Annotated in this window: 19 protein-coding genes and 5 tRNA genes; 15 read left to right on the forward strand and 9 right to left on the reverse strand. The window is 59.7% G+C overall.

Annotated elements, in window-relative coordinates; translation table 11 throughout:
• Positions 1-30 precede the first annotated feature (30 nt).
• Positions 31-1,056: an outer membrane protein assembly factor BamD gene (locus tag JMV15_RS25350; RefSeq protein WP_003188421.1), complete on the reverse strand. Its 1,026-nt coding sequence runs from the start codon at positions 1,054-1,056 to the stop codon at positions 31-33.
• A 149-nt stretch (positions 1,057-1,205) separates the two neighbouring features.
• Here JMV15_RS25350 and rluD point away from each other — a divergent pair, with 149 nt between their 5' ends.
• The 7 genes from rluD to JMV15_RS25385 all read left to right on the forward strand — a co-directional run bounded on the left by rluD (position 1,206) and on the right by JMV15_RS25385 (position 6,299).
• Positions 1,206-2,168 carry a 23S rRNA pseudouridine(1911/1915/1917) synthase RluD gene (rluD, locus tag JMV15_RS25355; RefSeq protein ID WP_201491954.1) on the forward strand — a complete coding sequence of 321 codons (963 nt, stop codon included), beginning with the start codon at positions 1,206-1,208 and terminating at the stop codon, positions 2,166-2,168.
• On the forward strand, positions 2,165-2,890 hold the full coding sequence (gene pgeF, locus JMV15_RS25360; protein WP_038448837.1) for a peptidoglycan editing factor PgeF: 726 nt from the start codon (positions 2,165-2,167) through the stop codon (positions 2,888-2,890). Before rluD ends, pgeF begins: the two co-directional genes overlap by 4 nt.
• Before the next feature lie 135 nt (positions 2,891-3,025).
• Positions 3,026-5,590 carry an ATP-dependent chaperone ClpB gene (clpB, locus tag JMV15_RS25365; protein WP_014716867.1) on the forward strand — a complete coding sequence of 855 codons (2,565 nt, stop codon included), beginning with the start codon at positions 3,026-3,028 and terminating at the stop codon, positions 5,588-5,590.
• Between the two features lie 295 nt (positions 5,591-5,885).
• Positions 5,886-5,961, forward strand: a tRNA-Asn gene (locus JMV15_RS25370).
• A gap of 9 nt (positions 5,962-5,970) precedes the next feature.
• Positions 5,971-6,047: transfer RNA gene (locus tag JMV15_RS25375), tRNA-Pro, on the forward strand.
• A gap of 5 nt (positions 6,048-6,052) precedes the next feature.
• Positions 6,053-6,128, forward strand: a tRNA-Lys gene (locus tag JMV15_RS25380).
• 94 nt (positions 6,129-6,222) lie between these two features.
• Positions 6,223-6,299, forward strand: a tRNA-Pro gene (locus JMV15_RS25385).
• 192 nt (positions 6,300-6,491) lie between these two features.
• Here JMV15_RS25385 and JMV15_RS25390 read toward each other — a convergent pair.
• Genes JMV15_RS25390 through JMV15_RS25400 form a run of 3 tightly spaced genes read right to left on the reverse strand, consistent with a single transcriptional unit; the run spans position 6,492 to position 8,708 of the window.
• Positions 6,492-7,790 carry an NAD(P)/FAD-dependent oxidoreductase gene (locus JMV15_RS25390; RefSeq protein ID WP_032903990.1) on the reverse strand — a complete coding sequence of 433 codons (1,299 nt, stop codon included), beginning with the start codon at positions 7,788-7,790 and terminating at the stop codon, positions 6,492-6,494.
• A 60-nt stretch (positions 7,791-7,850) separates the two neighbouring features.
• Entirely contained in the window at positions 7,851-8,024 is a 174-nt protein-coding gene (locus JMV15_RS25395; protein WP_014716869.1) for a DUF3094 family protein, read from the reverse strand.
• Positions 8,025-8,078: 54 nt separating this feature from the next.
• The gene (locus JMV15_RS25400) at positions 8,079-8,708 is read right to left on the reverse strand and encodes a DUF1780 domain-containing protein (protein WP_003188431.1); all 630 of its coding nucleotides are present in this window, start codon (positions 8,706-8,708) and stop codon (positions 8,079-8,081) included.
• Between the two features lie 129 nt (positions 8,709-8,837).
• Between JMV15_RS25400 and JMV15_RS25405 the strand changes: the two genes are divergently transcribed.
• Positions 8,838-9,527: an energy-coupling factor ABC transporter permease gene (locus JMV15_RS25405; protein ID WP_038448869.1), complete on the forward strand. Its 690-nt coding sequence runs from the start codon at positions 8,838-8,840 to the stop codon at positions 9,525-9,527.
• A 64-nt stretch (positions 9,528-9,591) separates the two neighbouring features.
• Positions 9,592-9,807: a hypothetical protein gene (locus JMV15_RS25410; protein ID WP_003171680.1), complete on the forward strand. Its 216-nt coding sequence runs from the start codon at positions 9,592-9,594 to the stop codon at positions 9,805-9,807.
• Here the strand turns inward: JMV15_RS25410 and yacG are convergent.
• The 4 genes from yacG to JMV15_RS25430 are packed head-to-tail and all read right to left on the reverse strand — an operon-like array spanning position 9,804 to position 12,692.
• Complete coding sequence (yacG, locus tag JMV15_RS25415) at positions 9,804-10,004, reverse strand: DNA gyrase inhibitor YacG (RefSeq protein WP_038448871.1); 201 nt, start codon at positions 10,002-10,004, stop codon at positions 9,804-9,806. The genes JMV15_RS25410 and yacG overlap by 4 nt on opposite strands.
• Positions 10,001-10,624: a dephospho-CoA kinase gene (gene coaE / locus JMV15_RS25420; RefSeq protein WP_032903992.1), complete on the reverse strand. Its 624-nt coding sequence runs from the start codon at positions 10,622-10,624 to the stop codon at positions 10,001-10,003. Before coaE ends, yacG begins: the two co-directional genes overlap by 4 nt.
• Positions 10,621-11,487 carry a prepilin peptidase gene (locus JMV15_RS25425; protein WP_020301293.1) on the reverse strand — a complete coding sequence of 289 codons (867 nt, stop codon included), beginning with the start codon at positions 11,485-11,487 and terminating at the stop codon, positions 10,621-10,623. Before JMV15_RS25425 ends, coaE begins: the two co-directional genes overlap by 4 nt.
• Positions 11,484-12,692: a type II secretion system F family protein gene (locus JMV15_RS25430; RefSeq protein ID WP_032903994.1), complete on the reverse strand. Its 1,209-nt coding sequence runs from the start codon at positions 12,690-12,692 to the stop codon at positions 11,484-11,486. Before JMV15_RS25430 ends, JMV15_RS25425 begins: the two co-directional genes overlap by 4 nt.
• Before the next feature lie 201 nt (positions 12,693-12,893).
• On the opposite strand from JMV15_RS25430, the gene JMV15_RS25435 reads away from it, so the two are divergent.
• From JMV15_RS25435 to JMV15_RS25445, 3 genes are all read left to right on the forward strand, one after another.
• Positions 12,894-13,307, forward strand: a complete 414-nt coding sequence (locus tag JMV15_RS25435) for a pilin (protein WP_014716874.1) — start codon at positions 12,894-12,896, stop codon at positions 13,305-13,307.
• Positions 13,308-13,371: 64 nt separating this feature from the next.
• Positions 13,372-13,447: transfer RNA gene (locus JMV15_RS25440), tRNA-Thr, on the forward strand.
• A 149-nt stretch (positions 13,448-13,596) separates the two neighbouring features.
• Positions 13,597-13,902, forward strand: coding sequence for a DUF6388 family protein (locus tag JMV15_RS25445; RefSeq protein ID WP_014716875.1), 306 nt, complete (start codon positions 13,597-13,599; stop codon positions 13,900-13,902).
• Between the two features lie 49 nt (positions 13,903-13,951).
• On the opposite strand, the gene nadC is transcribed toward JMV15_RS25445, so the two are convergent.
• Positions 13,952-14,800, reverse strand: a complete 849-nt coding sequence (nadC, locus tag JMV15_RS25450) for a carboxylating nicotinate-nucleotide diphosphorylase (RefSeq protein ID WP_014716876.1) — start codon at positions 14,798-14,800, stop codon at positions 13,952-13,954.
• Positions 14,801-15,045: 245 nt separating this feature from the next.
• Here nadC and JMV15_RS25455 point away from each other — a divergent pair, with 245 nt between their 5' ends.
• The 3 genes from JMV15_RS25455 (at position 15,046) to ampE (ending at position 18,651) form a co-directional block, all read left to right on the forward strand.
• Positions 15,046-17,193 (forward strand): DUF1631 domain-containing protein, encoded by a 2,148-nt coding sequence (locus JMV15_RS25455; protein ID WP_038448876.1) that lies wholly within the window; start codon positions 15,046-15,048, stop codon positions 17,191-17,193.
• A 61-nt stretch (positions 17,194-17,254) separates the two neighbouring features.
• Positions 17,255-17,818, forward strand: a complete 564-nt coding sequence (gene ampD, locus JMV15_RS25460; RefSeq protein WP_014716878.1) for a 1,6-anhydro-N-acetylmuramyl-L-alanine amidase AmpD — start codon at positions 17,255-17,257, stop codon at positions 17,816-17,818.
• The gene (gene ampE / locus JMV15_RS25465; protein WP_014716879.1) at positions 17,815-18,651 is read left to right on the forward strand and encodes a regulatory signaling modulator protein AmpE; all 837 of its coding nucleotides are present in this window, start codon (positions 17,815-17,817) and stop codon (positions 18,649-18,651) included. Before ampD ends, ampE begins: the two co-directional genes overlap by 4 nt.
• Positions 18,652-19,114 lie beyond the last annotated feature (463 nt).

A 19,114-nucleotide genomic window follows, 5' to 3' on the forward strand; every position in this document is an offset into this window, starting at 1 on the left:
CAGAGCTCCCTTTTGCGTTGCGTCGAACAATCAGTCGAACACACCGAAGGTCATGTAGCTGAACCACGAGCGGTCCTGGTTGTTGCCCAGGGCTTGCGGCTCTTCTTCTTCGATCACGTCACCGTTCTCGTCGTGCGGCTTGAGATCCGAAGGAATAGCGTCCTTGGCGTCCTGGTACATCTTGATCACGTCCTGGTTGGCGCGAGTTTCACCCGGCGGCAGTGGTGGACGGGACTCGATCAGGCCCAGGGTGTACTTGCTCAGCCACGAACGGTTGTCCGCTTCGGCAACCTGAGGCACGAACTGGCCATCTTTCAGGCTAGGGTGGTCGGGGTAGTTGAGCTTCAGGGTTTCCAGGCTGGTCGTCGCCAGTGTGTCCAGGTGCAGACGCTGGTAAGCCTCGGTCATCACGGCCAGGCCGTCACCCACGGACGGGGTTTCCTGGAAGTTTTCCACCACGTAGCGGCCACGGTTGGCGGCGGCCACATAAGCCTGACGGGTCAGGTAGTAGTGGGCCACGTGGATCTCGTACGAAGCCAGCAGGTTGCGCAAGTAGATCATGCGCTGCTTGGCGTCCGGCGCGTAGCGGCTGTTGGGGTAGCGGCTGGTCAGCTGGGCGAACTCGTTATAGGAGTCGCGCGCAGCACCCGGGTCGCGCTTGGTCATGTCCAGCGGCAGGAAGCGCGCCAGCAGGCCAACATCCTGGTCGAACGAGGTCAGGCCCTTCATGTAGTAGGCGTAGTCCACGTTCGGGTGCTGCGGGTGCAGGCGGATGAAACGCTCGGCAGCGGACTTGGCAGCTTCCGGCTCGGCGTTCTTGTAGTTGGCGTAGATCAGCTCAAGCTGGGCCTGGTCGGCATAGCGGCCGAACGGGTAACGCGACTCCAATGCCTTCAGCTTCGCTGTGGCGCTGGTGAAGCTATTATTGTCCAAGTCTGTCTGAGCTTGCTGGTACAGCTCGACTTCGCTCAGGTTTTCGTCGACGACGTCCTTTGTTGACGAGCAAGCAGCAGTCATGGCGAGGATGGCGATCAGCAGCAGGTGTTTCACTTGCATGGCGGCTTGCGTCCCTATGACGGCCGCTGTCTTGGGCGGGGCCGTCCTGTTATGATGAGCGCCCCGTTGAAAGCCTCGGGGCAAAAGACGCCGTATTTAACCACAAGCGCGCAGCCGAAACCAAAGGCTACGCCACGCCTAGTCTGAGCATGTCCGATAAAATTGAACTTCGCGCAGAGGTGCCGTCCGAATTGGGCGGCCAACGCCTCGATCAAGTCGCCGCACAATTATTCGCTGAGCACTCGCGCTCGCGCCTTTCCGCCTGGATCAAAGACGGCCGCCTGACTGTGGATGGAGCGGTTATCCGCCCGCGAGACATAGTCCATGGCGGTGCGATTCTTGAGCTGACTGCCGAGCAGGAAGCCCAGGGAGAATGGGTTGCCCAGGACATCGAGCTGGATATCGTCTATGAAGACGACGACATCCTGGTCATCAACAAACCCGCAGGCCTGGTGGTTCACCCGGCCGCCGGGCACACTGATGGCACCTTGCTCAATGCCCTGTTGCACCACGTGCCGGACATCATCAATGTGCCGCGCTGCGGCATTGTTCACCGTCTGGACAAGGACACCACCGGCCTTATGGTGGTGGCCAAGACCATTCAGGCGCAGACGCAACTGGTTACGCAATTGCAGAGCCGGAGCGTCAGCCGCATCTATGAGTGCATTGTGATCGGCGTCGTTGTGGCCGGTGGCAAAATCAACGCACCCATTGGTCGTCACGGCCAGCAGCGCCAGCGTATGGCGGTGATGGAAGGTGGCAAGCAGGCCGTCAGCCACTACCGTGTGCTGGAGCGTTTCCGTTCCCACACCCATGTGCGGGTCAAGCTGGAAACCGGGCGTACCCACCAGATTCGCGTGCACATGGCGCACATCAACTTCCCGTTGGTCGGCGACCCGGCCTACGGTGGCCGCTTCCGTATTCCGCCGGCGGCCAGCCAGACCATGGTTGAGTCGCTCAAGACGTTCCCGCGCCAGGCACTGCATGCGCGCTTCCTGGAACTGGATCATCCGACGAGCGGTAAGCGCATGAGCTGGGAATCGCCACTGCCAGACGATCTGGTCTGGCTGCTGTCGCTGCTCAAGCAAGATCGCGAGGCGTTTGTCGGATGAGTGACTGGCTGATACCTGACTGGCCCGCGCCGGCTCGGGTAAAAGCCTGCGTCACCACCCGTGCGGGCGGCGTCAGCCTGGCGCCGTTCGACAGCCTCAACCTGGGCGATCATGTCGAGGACAGCCTCGAGGCCGTCCTTGAGAATCGCCGTCGCCTGAGTGAGGCCTTCGATATCCAGCCTGCCTGGTTGCGTCAAGTCCATGGTACTCGCGTGGTTGAGGCCGATCCGGGCCGTACTGTCGAGGCTGACGGTAGTTGGACCAGCACCGCTGGCATCGCCTGCACAGCCATGACCGCTGATTGCCTGCCTGCGCTGTTCTGTGATCGAGCGGGCACCCGGGTTGCCGCAGCCCATGCCGGTTGGCGTGGTTTGGCGGCCGGCGTGCTGGAGGCCGCTTTCGAAAGCCTGGATAGCGCACCCGAAGACGTTCTGGTCTGGCTCGGCCCTGCCATAGGCCCACAAGCCTTTGAGGTCGGCCCGGAAGTGCGTGAGGTGTTCATGCAGCAACTGCCGGCCACCGCTGAAGCCTTTGTTCCCAGCCACAACCCTGGTAAGTACATGGCCGACATTTACCAGCTGGCGCGCCTGCGTCTGGCCGCGCGCGGTGTTAGCGCTGTGTATGGTGGCGGTTTGTGCACTGTGACCGACCCGCGTTTCTTTTCTTATCGCCGAAGCCCACATACGGGCCGATTCGCCTCCCTTATCTGGCTTGAACGCTAGACTGTCCTGATCTGTATCAACCGTCCGCCGCTTGAAACGCCCAGAATCCACCCCATCTATAAGGGTATCTGGCAGGTTTCTTCATTCAGGATGTGTTTGTTCATAGCTCCGGCCTGCTCAAAAGGAAGGTGACTAATGCGTATTGATCGTTTAACCAGCAAATTACAGTTGGCATTGTCCGACTCTCAATCTTTGGCAGTGGGCCTCGACCACCCGGCCATCGAACCTGCACACTTGATGCAGGCACTCCTGGAACAGCAGGGTGGCTCTATCAAACCCTTGCTGATGCAGGTGGGCTTTGACGTCAACAGCCTGCGCAAGGAGTTGAGCAAAGAGCTCGACCAACTGCCGAAAATCCAGAATCCCACCGGGGACGTGAATATGTCCCAGGATCTGGCGCGCCTGCTCAACCAGGCCGACCGCCTGGCCCAGCAGAAAGGTGACCAGTTCATCTCCAGTGAATTGGTGTTGCTCGCCGCCATGGACGACAACAGCAAGCTCGGCAAGTTGTTGCTGGGCCAGGGCGTGAGCAAAAAGGCCCTGGAAAACGCCATCAACAACCTGCGTGGCGGCGAAGCGGTGAACGACCCCAACCACGAGGAGTCGCGCCAGGCCCTGGACAAATACACCGTCGACCTGACCAAGCGTGCCGAAGAAGGCAAGCTGGACCCGGTGATTGGCCGTGACGACGAAATCCGTCGCACCATTCAGGTATTGCAACGTCGCACCAAGAACAACCCGGTGTTGATCGGTGAACCTGGCGTGGGTAAAACCGCGATTGCCGAGGGCCTGGCTCAGCGCATCATTAATGGTGAAGTGCCGGACGGCCTCAAAGGCAAGCGCCTGCTGTCTCTGGATATGGGCTCGCTGATTGCCGGAGCCAAGTTCCGGGGTGAGTTCGAAGAGCGTTTGAAATCCTTGCTTAACGAATTGTCGAAGCAGGAAGGGCAGATCATTCTGTTTATCGACGAATTGCACACCATGGTCGGCGCCGGTAAGGGCGAAGGCTCCATGGACGCCGGCAATATGCTCAAGCCCGCCTTGGCGCGGGGTGAGTTGCACTGCGTCGGTGCAACTACGCTTAACGAATACCGTCAGTACATCGAAAAGGACGCAGCCCTTGAGCGTCGCTTCCAGAAAGTTCTGGTGGAAGAACCCAGCGAAGAAGACACCATCGCGATCCTGCGGGGCCTGAAAGAGCGCTATGAGGTCCACCATAAGGTGGCTATTACCGACGGTGCGATCATCGCGGCGGCCAAGTTGAGCCATCGCTATATCACTGATCGTCAGTTGCCGGACAAGGCTATCGACCTGATCGACGAAGCGGCCAGCCGCATCCGTATGGAGATCGATTCCAAGCCGGAAGTGCTTGATCGCCTGGATCGGCGCCTGATTCAACTGAAAGTCGAATCCCAGGCGCTGAAGAAAGAAGAAGACGAAGCGGCCAAGAAGCGTCTGGAAAAACTCCAGGAAGAAATTGTTCGCCTGGAACGCGAGTATTCGGACCTCGAAGAAATCTGGACCTCGGAAAAAGCCGAAGTACAGGGTTCGGCGCAGATCCAGCAAAAGATCGAGCAGTCCCGTCAGGAACTGGAAGCGGCGCGCCGTAAAGGCGACCTGAACCGCATGGCCGAGTTGCAGTACGGGGTGATCCCGGACCTGGAGCGCAGCCTGCAGATGGTTGACCAGCACGGCAAGCCTGAGAACCAGTTGCTGCGCAGCAAGGTGACCGAGGAAGAAATTGCCGAAGTGGTCTCCAAGTGGACCGGTATTCCCGTGTCGAAGATGCTCGAAGGCGAGCGCGACAAGTTGCTGAAGATGGAAAGCCTGTTGCATCAGCGCGTCATCGGCCAGGAAGAGGCAGTGGTGGCGGTGTCCAACGCGGTACGGCGTTCCCGGGCAGGTTTGTCCGACCCGAACCGTCCAAGCGGCTCGTTCATGTTCCTCGGCCCAACCGGTGTGGGTAAGACCGAGTTGTGCAAGGCCCTGGCCGAGTTCCTCTTTGATACTGAAGAGGCCATGGTGCGGATCGATATGTCCGAATTCATGGAGAAACACTCGGTGGCTCGTCTGATCGGTGCGCCACCAGGCTATGTGGGGTACGAAGAGGGCGGTTATCTGACCGAAGCCGTACGGCGCAAGCCTTACTCGGTGATCCTGCTGGATGAGGTCGAGAAGGCGCACCCGGATGTGTTCAACATCTTGCTGCAGGTGCTGGAAGATGGTCGCTTGACGGACAGCCACGGGCGCACGGTGGACTTCCGCAATACGGTGATCGTGATGACCTCCAACCTGGGCTCGGCTCAGATCCAGGAATTGGTGGGTGATCGTGAAGCCCAGCGTGCGGCGGTGATGGATGCGTTGACCACGCACTTCCGTCCGGAATTCATCAACCGGGTCGACGAAGTGGTGATCTTCGAGCCTCTGGCGCGGGATCAGATCGCGGGCATTACCGAAATTCAGTTGGGCCGCCTGCGTAGCCGTCTGGCTGAGCGCGAGTTGGACCTGGAGTTGAGCAGCGAAGCGTTGGACAAGCTGATCGCGGTCGGTTACGACCCAGTGTATGGCGCACGGCCACTCAAACGTGCGATCCAGCGCTGGATCGAGAACCCACTGGCGCAGCTGATCCTGTCGGGCAGCTTTATGCCTGGCACCCGCGTCACGGCGACGGTGAAAGACGACGAAATCGTCTTCCATTAAGGCCTGCGCTTGGCGCAACCAGAGAAGGCCCCGCATTGCGGGGCCTTTTTTTTCGATAGGGCGTTGAACTGTAAGGCAAAGGCTTGTAAAGTGCGCCCCGCAGCAACGTCAGCCCACGGGTTTCTTCTCCCCAAGAAGAAATCAGAAAGAAGCGCAAATCATTGTCTTAAAAGCAATTTAAAGGGTTGACAGGGGTTTTTAAGATTGTAGAATAGCGCGCCTCAGAGACGCTAACGTAGCGATACGGACAGGGTCGAAGAGGAAGCAACACAGCAGTAACTTTGAAATATGTAGTTCCGTGATAGCTCAGTCGGTAGAGCAAATGACTGTTAATCATTGGGTCCCAGGTTCGAGTCCTGGTCACGGAGCCAATTTCAAACCGGGGTATAGCGCAGTCCGGTAGCGCGCCTGCTTTGGGAGCAGGATGTCGGGAGTTCGAATCCCCCTACCCCGACCATATTTGGGTCGTTAGCTCAGTTGGTAGAGCAGTTGGCTTTTAACCAATTGGTCGTAGGTTCGAATCCCACACGACCCACCATTTTTGAGACCAGTTAACGCTGGAATCGAATCTTAAGATCAGAGGCCAAAAGCGCTGATCGGAGAAGGCGACTGAAAGGTCGCCTTTTTATTACCGGGGTATAGCGCAGTCCGGTAGCGCGCCTGCTTTGGGAGCAGGATGTCGGGAGTTCGAATCCCCCTACCCCGACCATATTAAAAATCCCCGTATCGAAAGATACGGGGATTTTTTTTGTGCTCGTAAATTCTGAACTCACCGCAAAATAAAGTGAGAGCGGGCTTGCTCGCGAATGCGCTGTGTCAGTCAGTACATCTGTGACTGAACCACCGTATTCGCGAGCAAGCCCGCTCCCACATTTGCCAGGCCTCCTTCGAGACCAGGTTGTTAGTGCAATTTAAGGCGTGGCTCGGTGCCGCGGCCGATCTTGCTGCCCAGCATCAGCATCGCCGTGCGGAAGAACCCATATAGCGCCATCTGGTGCATGCGGTACAGCGACACGTAGAACATCCGCGCCAGCCAGCCTTCCAGCATCACACTGCCCGTCAGATTGCCCATCAGGTTACCCACCGCGGAAAAGCGCGACAGCGAGATCAGCGAGCCGTAGTCGGTGTACGTGTAGGTCGGCAGCTCCTTGCCTTCGATTCGTAGCTTCAGCGACTTGGCGAGCAATGAGGCCTGTTGGTGAGCCGCTTGGGCCCGTGGCGGTACATTGCGGTCGGTGCCCGGCTGCGGGCAGGCGGCGCAATCACCAAAGGCGAAGATATTTTCGTCGCGGGTTGTTTGCAGGGTTTGCAGGACTTGCAGCTGGTTGATGCGGTTGGTTTCCAGGCCGTCGATGTCCTTGAGGAAACCGGGGGCGCGGATACCGGCCGCCCAGACCTTGAGGCTGGCCGGAATCACCTGGCCGCTGCTGGTGATCAAGGCGTCGGCAGTTACTTCACTGACCGCCGAGTTGGTCAGTACCGTCACCCCTAGTTTCTCCAGGGTCTTGTGCACTGGCCCACCGATCCGCTCCGGCAGTGCAGGTAATACCCGCGGGCCGGCTTCGATCAGGGTGATGTGCATGTTTTCTGGCTTGATACGGTCAAGGCCATAGGCAGCCAGTTCATGGGCGGCGTTATGCAGCTCGGCGGCCAGCTCGACCCCGGTGGCACCGGCGCCCACGATGGCGACGCTGATCTGTTCAACGGCGTCGGTCTGTCCGGCATGGGCGCGCAGGTAGTGGTTGAGCAGTTGCTGATGGAAGCGCTCGGCCTGCTTGCGGGTATCGAGGAACAGGCAATGTTGCGCTGCGCCCTCAGTGCCGAAGTCGTTGGTAGTGCTGCCTACCGCAATCACCAGGCTGTCATAGCCCAGCACGCGGGCAGGCACCAGTTCGCGGCCTTCTTCGTCGAGGGTTGCGGCCAGCTGGATTTTTTTCTGCTCACGGTCAAGCCCGCTCATGCGCCCTAGCTGGAACTCGAAGTGGTTCCATTTCGCCTGGGCAACATAGTTGAGTTCGTCTTCAGAGGAGTTCAGTGAGCCGGCCGCCACTTCGTGCAGTAACGGCTTCCAGATGTGGGTCAGGTTGGTGTCGACCAGCGTGATGCTGGCCTTGCCACGCTTGCCCAGAGTCTTACCCAGGCGGGTAGCCAACTCCAGGCCGCCGGCACCGCCGCCGACGATAATAATACGATGGGTCATGGGGATATCTCGCAAGGCTAAAAGAAATCGGAGCAGTTACCCTCGCGAGCGCCAGGCGGCTCATAGCGTCAGGTAACTCAATAGGCGGCTCAGCGCACCGAGCCCGATTACCACGACCAGCACCACGCAGAGGAGCAGCCACGGCCGGAAAGGCTTGCGCTCGACTCTGTGCTGGGTAAGTCGCAGGTACTCTTCGACACGCTCTTGGTCATCGGGTTTCAGGCGGCTGGTCATAAAGGCCTCGTCAGGTAGACGTTGCAAAGGGGCGCCACGTTACAGCCAGGGGCATCAAAGGCTGATGCCGACATCAAACACTATGCTGCGGCCCAGGTTGTTGCGCAAGAAGTCCGGCGCGTCGGGATGTGCAAACAGCACCCTGGCAAAGGTTGGCCCCACCAGTGACAGCGAGCGCCAGCCTTGGCGCAGGTATTCGGTCGGCGGCGGAAAATGGCTGTTGAGGTCCAGCACTTCGCGTTTGAGGCTGGTAAACGCAATGAGGTCCAACTCCCCCAGGTCCATGCCGCGTTCTTTGTAGTTGTGGGCTTTTTTACGCAGTGTGGGGGCCAGGCGCAGCAGGAATTCATGGGCGGGAATGCGCCGTGGCTTGGCTTCGCGCCGTACCAGTTGGCTCAAGGAGAAAGCACTGCGCCTGCGCAGCAACTCATCGCGCCACTCGTCGTTCAGGCGACGGCCCTCGTCCAGCACAAAAAAGACCTCGAAGCTGGCGTCGCGAAACAACACGTCGGGCGGCTCCTGGCCCGCAGCGTGAAACTCTTCGACGCGGTAGGGCACGTTCAAGCCTTGCAGCAGGCGCTGGCAGACCCAACGCTCACGCTCCCACTTGCGGGCATTGGACAGAAACGCATTGGCTTGTTCGGCTGCTACGGTGAGCAGGCGCAAATAATCTGAGTCATCCATAGTCGCAGCTTAGCGTTCAAATGATGACCACAGGAAGTCTTGCCTTAAAAACGCGGGTGTAGAATGCTGATGTGGAGCAGGCCCAGGGACGAGGTGTGTGATGAGGTTTTTGGTAAAGGCAGAGCATCCGTGATCAGTGCAGCGGTTCTGGCACCCCAGACGCTCGGCCTCGGCTGGCTGGTGTATGCGCCCGTGTTGATGTGGGCGATGCTGCGCTCGCCATGGGTGGAGTTGTTTGCCGACCGTCGGCGCCAGCATTTGCTGTTCGGCACGGTGTTCGCGCTGTTCATGCTGTGGCTGGTGCGACGGGATTTCGATACCGGCGTGTCCTACCACTTTATCGGCATGACCGCCGTGACCTTGCTGCTGGATTGGCCGCTGGCAATCGTCGGTGGCTTTGCCGCCCAGCTTGGCTTGATGCTGTTGGGGCGCCAGGACCTGGCCGCGCTTGGCGTCAATGGCCTGCTGCTGATCGTGCTGCCGGTGCTGGTCACCGAAGGCTGCGCGCTGTTTGTAGAGCGGGCGCAGCCGCGAAACCCCTTTGTGTATATCTTCTGTTCGGGCTTTTTTGCTGCCGCCCTCTCGGCATTGCTATGCCTGTTGGCCGGCTTGGGCTTGTTGTGGTTCGACGGTCTTTTTGCGATGCCTGAGTGGTTGGAAGATTTTGTCGGTTACCTGTGGCTGATCATCTTTCCCGAAGCCTTTATCAACGGCATGGTCATCAGCGCGCTGGTGGTGTTTTGCCCGGAATGGCTGGAGACGTTCAACCGCACTCGCTACCTCTCGGCGCCGTGGAAGGACGACGATTCGCGGCGTTGATCCAGGTCAAATGCCAGGCCGCGGCGCGGGTCCATGCTCTGCAAAATTTTCAGGAGCACGGACAATGAGTGTGTACGAGTGGGCACGGCAGGAGTTGCGCAGAAGCCAGGATGCAGCGCAGGAAATCGGTTTTGACCCCGGCTTGACCTTGCGGGCCATGCTCAGTGCGGTCGTGCAGCAAAGCAAGGGTGTACGCAGTTTTGAAGACCTGGCCGACGAGTTGCAATACCTTGCAGAGAACCTCGACGACCAGCAGGAATATGCCTTTATGCGCCCTTAGTGGCGTGGCAGCAGGTCTTCGGAAAACAGTTCATCTTCGGCGTCAGGGGCCACGGGAATCTTGTGTTCTTCAGCGGCCCAGGCGCCCAGGTCTATAAGCTTGCAACGGTCCGAGCAGAACGGTCGGTTGAGGTTGGTCGCTTTCCATTCCACGGGTGCACCGCAGGTTGGGCAGTCGACGGTCAGGGGTTGGCTCATGATCGGCCTCCACGCAAAGTAAGGTAAAAGTGGTGCAGTCGCTCGACCTCGCCGTGCAGCCAGGCGAGGTCCTTATCGTTGACCAGCACGTCATCGGCATGGTTCAGGCGGTCTTCGCGGCTGGACTGGGCCTTGAGAATCGCCTGCACCTGTTGTTCGCTGATGCCGTCGCGCTGCAGGGTACGCTGAATCTGCAGTGATTGCGGCACGTCGATCACCAGGATGCGCTGGGTCATGCTGTACTGCCCGGACTCGATCAGCAGCGGCGACACCAGGATCGCGTAGGGCGATTGGGCGCGTGCCAGGTGGCTGCGAATTTCCTCGGCGATCAGCGGGTGCAGCAAGGCTTCCAGCCACAGGCGCTCTTGCGGGACCTCAAAGATCAGTTTGCGCAGCGCGGCACGGTCCAGTTGGCCGTCGGCTTGCAGCACGTCGCTGCCGAAGTGTTCGGCGATGCGTGCCAGGGCCGGGCGGCCAGGCTCGACCACCCAGCGCGCGGCGTGATCGGCATCCACCAGGTCGATGCCCAGCTTGATAAAGTGCTCGGCCGCAGCACTTTTGCCGCTGCCAATGCCGCCCGTGAGCCCAAGAATCCAGGGTGTTGCAACAGAAGTGGTCATCTGAAACCGACAGACTGCAAATAGAAGTCGGTTATTTGACCACCCCAGAGCAATGCAATCCAGCCGGCAATTGCCAGGCAGGGGCCAAACGGCATCGGCGCTGACACCTGGGCCTTACGCAAACGCAGCAGGATCAGCCCGGCAAGCACGCCCAGCAGCGAGGCCATCAGCAGGGTCATCGGCAGAATCTGCCAGCCGCCCCAGGCTCCCAGCAAGGCCAATAACTTGAAGTCGCCATGGCCCATGCCGTCTCTGCCGGTGGCCAGCTTGAACAGCCAGAACAGGCACCACAAGCTCATGTAGCCGATAACCGCGCCCCACACTGCATCGGGCAGTGGCGTCAACAGGTCAGCACTGTTGAGGATCAGCCCCAGCCATAGCAGCGGCAGCACCAGCACATCCGGCAGCAGTTGGTGGTCCAGATCAATCAGGCTCATGCCCAGCAAGCCCCAACTCAACAGCATCACCGCGCCGGCTTGCCAGCCGAAGCCGAAGTGCCAGGCGACAGCGGTTGAGATCAGCGCGCACGCGAGTTCGGTGAGGGGGTAACGCAGGCCGATGGGCTCACGGCAGTGGGCACAATGCCCCCGGAGCAACAGGTAGCTGAGCACCGGGATATTTTCCCAAGGCCGAATCGGTTGATTGCAGCGCGGGCAGCAGGAGTTCGGACGCATCAGGTTATAGGCCGGCCCACCGGGCTCGGCTGGCAAGTCGAGAATCTCATGGGCCTGGGCACGCCATTCCCGCTCGAGCATTTTGGGCAGGCGCCACGCCAGCACATTGAGGAAGCTACCGACGATCAGGCCCAACACCAGCGCCAGGCCAACAAACGCCCAGGGATGTTCGCTCAGCAGCAGGCTCAAAATGCCGTCCCCAATTGGAACACCGGCAGGTACATGGCCACTACCAGCGCGCCGACAATCCCTCCCAATACGACCATGATCAGCGGCTCCATCAGGCTGGTGAGGTTGTCGACCAAGGTATCCACGTCTGACTCGTAGTGGTTCGCGACTTTTTCCAGCATGCGGTCCAGGGTGCCGGACTCTTCCCCGATTGCGGTCATCTGGATCGCCATGCCTGGGAACAGGCCGCTGTTATGCATCGATTGATTCAACTGCATGCCTGTGGATACATCGTGGCGCATACGTTCGATTGCCTGTTTGAAGGGGCCATTGCCGACGGCGCCGGCCACCGAACCCAATGCCTGTACCAGAGGGACGCCCGCCGCAAAGGTGGTGGAAAGTGTACGAGCGTAGCGGGCGACCGCAGATTTGTGCAGCAGTTTGCCTGCCATGGGCACTTTCAACAAACCTGCTGCCCACCAATGGCGAAACCCCGGGTAAGTACGGTAGGCGTGGCGCCCCACAACCAGCGCCGCGCCCACACCCAGCCCCAGCATCCACCACGCCTGTTGCAGCAGTTCCGACAGCGCGATGACCCCCAGGGTAAACCCCGGCAATTGGCCGTTGACCCCGGCGAACAAGTTCTGGAATTGCGGCACCACATGGATCAACAGCACTGTGCTCACCCCTGTGGCAATTACCAGTACCGCGATAGGGTAGGTCATGGCTTTCTTGATCCTGGTTTTGAGCCGTTGGCTTTTTTCCAAATGAATCGCCACACGCTCCAGCAGGGTTTCCAGGGCGCCGGCCATTTCGCCAGCCGCCACCAGATTGCAGTACAGCTCATCGAAATGGCGGGGATATTGACGCAGGGCAGCGGCCAACGGGTGGCCGCTGGCAATATGCTGTTTCAACGCCTTGACCAGTTCGCGCAGCTGTGGGTTTTCGACGCCTTCGCTGATGATGTCGAAGGCTTGCAGCAGCGGGATGCCGGCTTTGAGCAAGGTGGCCAACTGGCGAGTGAACAGGGCGATATCTGCAGGCGTTATTCGCGTCTTGAAGATGTGTAAACCATAAGATTTCTTGCGCACACGCTCAGGGCAGATCCCTTGCTGGCGCAGTTGTAGCTTGATCAGCGCAAGGTTATGGCCGGCGATTTGCCCGGACACCCGGCGCCCTTTGCGGTTGATGCCTTCCCAGGCATAAATTGTCGACGTGTCGTTCATGTGAGGTTGACGCACCCAGGTCGTGAAGAATTTATAGCTTAGTCAGGCGGCGGATTCGGGCAGGCTGGCGCTAGGCGATAAAATGTCAGATTGTGCGTCTTGCAGGCGATGGACTGCGTTGGGATGAGTACACTGGCGCCGTTGCACACTACGGGGCGCAGGACGTGCCTTGTCATGGTTCTATTCTGGAGAGTGAAAGAGATGCGTCAAAAAGGTTTTACCTTGATCGAGTTATTGATCGTCGTGGCAATCATCGGCATTTTGGCCACCATTGGCCTGCCCATGTACACCAAGCACCAGGCCAAGGCCAAGTTCACCGCGGGGTTGGCTGAAATCAGCGCGTTAAAGGCCGGCTATGAGGACGTCATCAACCAGGGCACCACGCCGACCCTTTCCCTCATCGGGGGCACCAGCCCTACCGCCAACTGCGCGATCGAGGTGACAGGCGATGTGGCCTCGGGCGCAGGCACCCTGCGTTGTGAAATCCTCGATGCGCCCGCGCCCGTGCTCGGCAAGACCATCACCTTGACCCGCAGCGCCACCACCGGCTGGAGCTGTGCCACCACGGTAGAGCCGCAGTACGCTGCCAAGGGCTGCGGCGCCAACGGCGCGTGACAGTCGCCGGGCGGTGAGCGAGCAAGTTGCTGCATGCCCAATGCAGTGCTAGCTTTAGCCCACCGCCCGTGTAGCTCAGCCGGTAGAGCAGCGCACTCGTAACGCGAAGGTCGCAGGTTCGATTCCTGTCTCGGGCACCACAGGCACCACTGTTTCAACGGCAATGTTTTCAGATGATCCCAGAATGGTTCTGAAGGCCAGGTGAGCCGGGCATTTGCGCCCGCTCTTTTGTAACTGCGCAACCTTGAAGACCCAGATGCATTCCCATTCCTCGATCTAAGAGAACAATATGACCACGACCGAAATGACCCAGGCCGCTCGGCACGAACAAGCACTCAAGCACTACCTTGAGGACACGCCGCAGCTTAAAGAAGAGATCAAGGACCTGAGTGCCGACGATCAGCGCGACCAGATTCAGTGGGCATTCGAAGATGAGGCCGAGAGTCAGGGCTACCAGCCTTGGGAGCTGACCCTCAAGTACACCTCGACACCACAAGAGTTCGAAGCTGCGCGGTTGGCCTTGCACAAAGAGGCGGCCGAGGTGCTGGGTGTCGATTGGGAAGAGTACTGCGAGATGAATAATCTTGTAGTTTAAAAGCAGCCTGTAGGAGCGAGCTTGCTCGCTCCTACAGTTACGGCATCTTTCATATACTGAGGCGCATCGACAGGTCCACCGCCTTCACATCCTTGGTCATCGCACCGATGGAGATGTAGTCCACGCCGGTTTCAGCGATAGGCAGCAAGGTGGTTTCATTGATCCCGCCGCTGGCTTCCAGTTTGGCCTTGCCGGCGTTCAGGCGCACGGCTTCGCGCATGTCGTCCAGGCTCAGTTCATCCAGCATGATGATGTCGGCACCCGCCGACAGGGCTTCACGCAACTCCTCCAGGTTTTCCACTTCGATTTCCACGGGCTTGCCCGGCGCGATCTTGTGGGCGGCGGTGATTGCTTGGGCAATACCACCGCAGGCGGCGATGTGGTTTTCCTTGATCAGGAATGCGTCATACAGCCCGATGCGGTGGTTGTGGCAACCGCCGCAGGTCACCGCATACTTCTGCGCCAAACGCAGGCCGGGCAATGTCTTGCGGGTATCCAGCAGCTTGACCTGGGTGCTGGCGACAAAGTCCGCCAAAAATTGCGCACGGGTGGCAACCCCTGACAGCAATTGCAGAAAATTCAACGCGCAACGTTCACCACTGAGCAGCGAGCGGGCAGGGCCCTCAAGGTGGAACAACGCCTGGTTGGGGCTCACCCGTTCACCATCAGCCACCTGCCAGTGCACGGCAACCCGAGGGTCCAGTTGACGAAACACTGCGTCCACCCACGCCGTGCCGGCGATAACAGCCGCCTCACGGGTAATGATCGTGGCCTTGGCCAGCCGTTCGGCCGGGATCAACTGTGCGGTGATGTCACCACTGCCGATGTCTTCCAGCAGTGCGCGGCGCACGTTGGCTTCGATTTCGGCGGTGAGGTCGGCAAGACGGAGGTTCGGCATAACAGGCTCCACAAACAAAGTGCCTCGATTATAGGGCCAGCGTGCGTTCTAACCCAGGCTCGCCACTCATTTACCGCACAAAGTCAGAGTGTGCTGGCGCAACTGCCCTCGTTTGCAAGATAATCTCGCGCCTTGCAATTGGCGTCATAGCTTTGACGTCTTGGTGGTGATCGGGTATTTGCAGTGCCTGCCGGGCCTGCGCTCCGTCTCTCCACCTCTCAAAACCGCCGTTTCAGGAGGCCAGGATGCACAATGACGGGAAGGTGGTGCCTATCAACAGGGCGCAGGCCACGCCATCGCCGCTCGCGCGCCTGCCGGTGGTGTTGCTGCAGGTGCGTGACAAGGCTGCGCAACAGCTGCAGCAAGGCTTGCAGGAACTGTTCGATAACGCCGACGACACCCTGTTCGAAATGGCCGAAAAGGCCCGTAGCACCGTCGACCATCATATTTTTTTCGAGGCCATGCGCGACCTGCGCCTCAAGCGCAAGAACTTCGAGCGCGTGTTCATGGAGCAGCTGTTCGTGGCGTTCGCCAACCTTGGCCAGGCCCGGTGCAGCGGGGCACACCTGGTGCCGGTGGTGTCTTATGAGGAGGTCCCCGGCACCGGCGCCGATGACGTGGAAAAAGCCGTGGCCCTGGAGGCGATGCTCGGTCGTGTGCATCACCGTGATGGTTTGGCGCTGGGGCAGTTGAACGCGCGCGTAAGTGCATTGCTCGGCAGGCGCCTGGACGATCCTGAAAACCCATTGGGCCCGGCGCGGTTGTGCGAGTTTTTCCTGCAAGCAGGGCGCAGCCTGGGTGTGGAAATCCGCGTCAAGCTGGTCATGCTCAAGCTATTTGAGAAATACGTGCTCAGTGACGCAGACTTGTTGTACGGCGAGGCCAACCAATTACTGATCGCCACTGGCGTATTGCCGGAACTCAAGGCGCTCCCATCCCGTCGAGCCGGCGGACGTGCGGCCCGGGAGCACCAGCATTGCACCGGCCAGGCGATGGCCGACCCGCCGCTGGATAAAAGCGGCCAGCAAGCGTTCAGTGCCTTGCAGAAGTTGCTGGTAGCCGTGCGTGGCAGCGTGGCCCCGACCCTTGAAGCCAGCGCCGAACCGCAACCCGTTGTCAGCCGCGATCTGCTGCGTCTGCTGTCGCATCTGCAGCAATATGTACCGGAGCCGGAGTGCGAGGACGATTTCGACCTGCGCAACCAGCTGGAACAGCTGCTCACCCGGGTCAGTGTCAAAAGTGGCAAGTCGCGGATGTTAGAAGAAGCAGACGAAGATGTGATCAATCTGGTCGCCATGCTGTTCGAGTTCATGCTCGATGACAGCAGTGTGCCGGACGCTTTCAAGGCGCTGATCGCTCGCTTGCAGATCCCGCTGCTGAAAGTGGCGGTGCTGGACAAAAGTCTGTTCAGTTGCGCGGAGCATCCCGCGCGGCGCTTGCTCAATGATATCGCGAGCGCCGTCATCGGCTGGAGTTCGCTCCATGACCACACACGGGACAACCTCTACCTGTGTATCGAGCAACTCGTACAGCGCTTGCTGAATGAGTTCGTCGAAGACCCGACGATTTTCTCCCAGTTACTCACCACCTTCAGCGAATTCATAGCCCAAGAGCGCAAGCGCAGCGAACGCCTTGAGCGATATACCCGTGACGTCGAGCAAGAGCATCTGCATATCAAGGTGGCGCGCCAGCGTGTGGCGCACGTGCTCAATCGACGGCTCGTGGGCGAAACCTTGCCGCAATCGGTGCTGCAATTTGTACAGCAGGCCTGGAGCCAGGTGCTGTTAGTGGCCGTTCTCAAGCACGGTGAACACTCGCTGCAGTGGCAGACGGCGCTGCGCACCCTGGATGAATTGGTCTGGAGCGTCGGCCTGCGTGAAGACACCGAAGCGGGCCGGCGTTTGCTCGAGCAATTACCCGGGCTGCTCAAGGCATTGCGTAGTGGGTTGGCCGATGCGGCGTTCGATCCTTTCAGTACCCGCGAGTTCTTCCTGCGGTTGCAGGCCATGCATGTTGAGCCGCTCGACAGTGAGGCGCTGGTTGAAGTCCGTGAGCCTTTTGCCCTGTGGGCTGGCCCGCCGGCTGCCGACGAACCACTGCCCCCTGATGACCCCGACCTGCTCAAGGCCCAGCAGTTGCGAGTCGGTGACTGGGTAGCGTTGCTGCAAAATGAAGCCGGTAACCTGCGCTGCAAATTGACCGCAATCATGCCGCCCGCCGATACCTATATTTTTGTCAGCCGAGCGGGTCTTAAGGTGCTGGAGAAAAGCGCGGGCCAGTTAGCCTTGGCGTTCAAGCAGGGCGCCCTGCATACCTTGAATGATGGCCCGCTGTTCGAACGTGCACTGGCCGCCGTAGTGGGCGACCTGCGGCAACTCAATCGCGGCAAGTGATCGCAACCGCAGGGTGGAACGCGGCATACTGGTCACACCTCGTCTCATTCAAGGAGCCTGTATGCAGTTGGACCCCGCCAGCGGTTGGTGCCAGGGCATTCGTCATTGCCCTTCGCCCAACTTCAACGAGCGCCCTGAAGGCGAAATCTCGCTGTTGGTGGTGCATAACATCAGTTTGCCTCCGGCGCAGTTCAACACCGGTAAGGTGCAGGAGTTTTTCCAGAACCGCCTGGATATCTCAGAACATCCCTACTTTGAAGGGATTGCCAGCCTACGGGTGTCTGCGCATTTTCTGATTGAACGTGACGGCACTGTGACGCAATTTGTTTCGTGCCGTGACCGGGCCTGGCATGCCGGTATTTCCGTCTTTGAGGGGCGCGAGATCTGCAACGATTTTTCTCTGGGAATCGAGCTGGAAGGTACGGATGACCTACCGTTCACCGATGCCCAGTATGCGGCGTTGATCGACCTGGCACGCCAACTGTTGGCCGCTTACCCCGCGATCACCCATCAACGTATTTGTGGTCACAGCGACATCGCTCCGGGTCGCAAGACCGACCCGGGCCCCGCTTTTGATTGGATGCGCTTTCGCAGCGCCCTGCAGGATGGAGGACACGAACGATGAGTTTCCTGGTGTTGGTGCTGGCGGTATGGATCGAGAAGTTCTCGGCCTTGCGCCTGCGGTTGCAGCGTGACGGTGGATGGCTGCGTGAGCTGGCCAAGCTGGAATCGAGCCCGCGCATGGGCAAGCGGCCCTGGTTGATCCTGCTGGTATTGGTGCTGCTGCCGGTGGCGTTGCTGGCGTTGTTGTTGCTGGTCCTGGAGCCAGTGGCCTATGGCCTGTTGGCATTGCCGGTGCACTTGCTGGTGGTGATCTACAGCCTGGGCCGTGGCGATCTATTGGCCGGGCTGGGGCCGTTTCGCGATGCCTGGCGGCGCGGTGACCTGCAAGCGGCCGAGCATGTGGCCGAACGCGACCTCAAGCTTGGCGCCGACAGTGGCGAGCAACTGCTGGAGCGTGTTCAGGGCTACCTGCTGTGGCAGGCGTATCAAAGCTTTTTCGCGGTGATTTTCTGGTATTTCCTGCTGGGCCCGGTGGCCGCCCTGGCGTACCGCCTGTTGGCGCTGGCCAGCGAAAACAGCCAGAACCCCTTGGTGGCCGAGCGCGCCACGCAATTGCGCCACGCGTTTGACTGGTTGCCGGTACGCCTCCTGGCGGCCAGCTTTGCCTTGGTGGGCAATTTCGTCGGGGTCAGCCGGGTGATGCTCCACGAACTGCTGAGCTGGGACATCAGCGCTGCCCAACTGATGGAAAAAGTCGGCCTGGCCGCCGCGGAAATTCCTCCCCCCGTGGTGGGGGCCGATGGCATCAACAGCCTGGATCGCCTGTGGGAGCTGCTGCTACGTGCGGCAGTGCTGTGGTATGCCGGGTTTGCCATCTGGACGGTGTTGCCCTGAGTAATAGCGGCGGGGTGCATCCATCACTCCCGCCGTTAACCTTACGTTACAAAACTCCCTTTCGAATTGAGCTATACAGATAGAGCGCCAAATAGTGGCTATCTGCCGTCGCCCTGCGCCTCAATAAAAATAAAAGAAGGGGAGGTCACCTGTGAAGAGCTTGCTTTATCCCGCCGTCGCGCTGATGAACCGCCTGAGCTTCGGCATGAAGTTCAGCCTGATCAGCGTGCTGTTCCTGCTGCCGATGCTGGCGACCAACTATTACCTGGTGCGCGACTCGTGGCGCGAATACCAGGGCACCCGCGTCGAACTGCAAAGCCTTGACCTGCTCGGCAGCAGCCTGGCGTTGCGTCGGGAGTTGGAAACCCTCAACAACCAGGTACAGATCAACGCCACCCTCGGCCAGTCAGGCAAAGCGGCAGACCTGGAGGCCAGGATCAGCGCCTTGGAAGCCAGTGTAGTG

The organism is Pseudomonas paracarnis (genome assembly GCF_904063055.1).
Taxonomy (GTDB): domain Bacteria; phylum Pseudomonadota; class Gammaproteobacteria; order Pseudomonadales; family Pseudomonadaceae; genus Aquipseudomonas; species Aquipseudomonas paracarnis.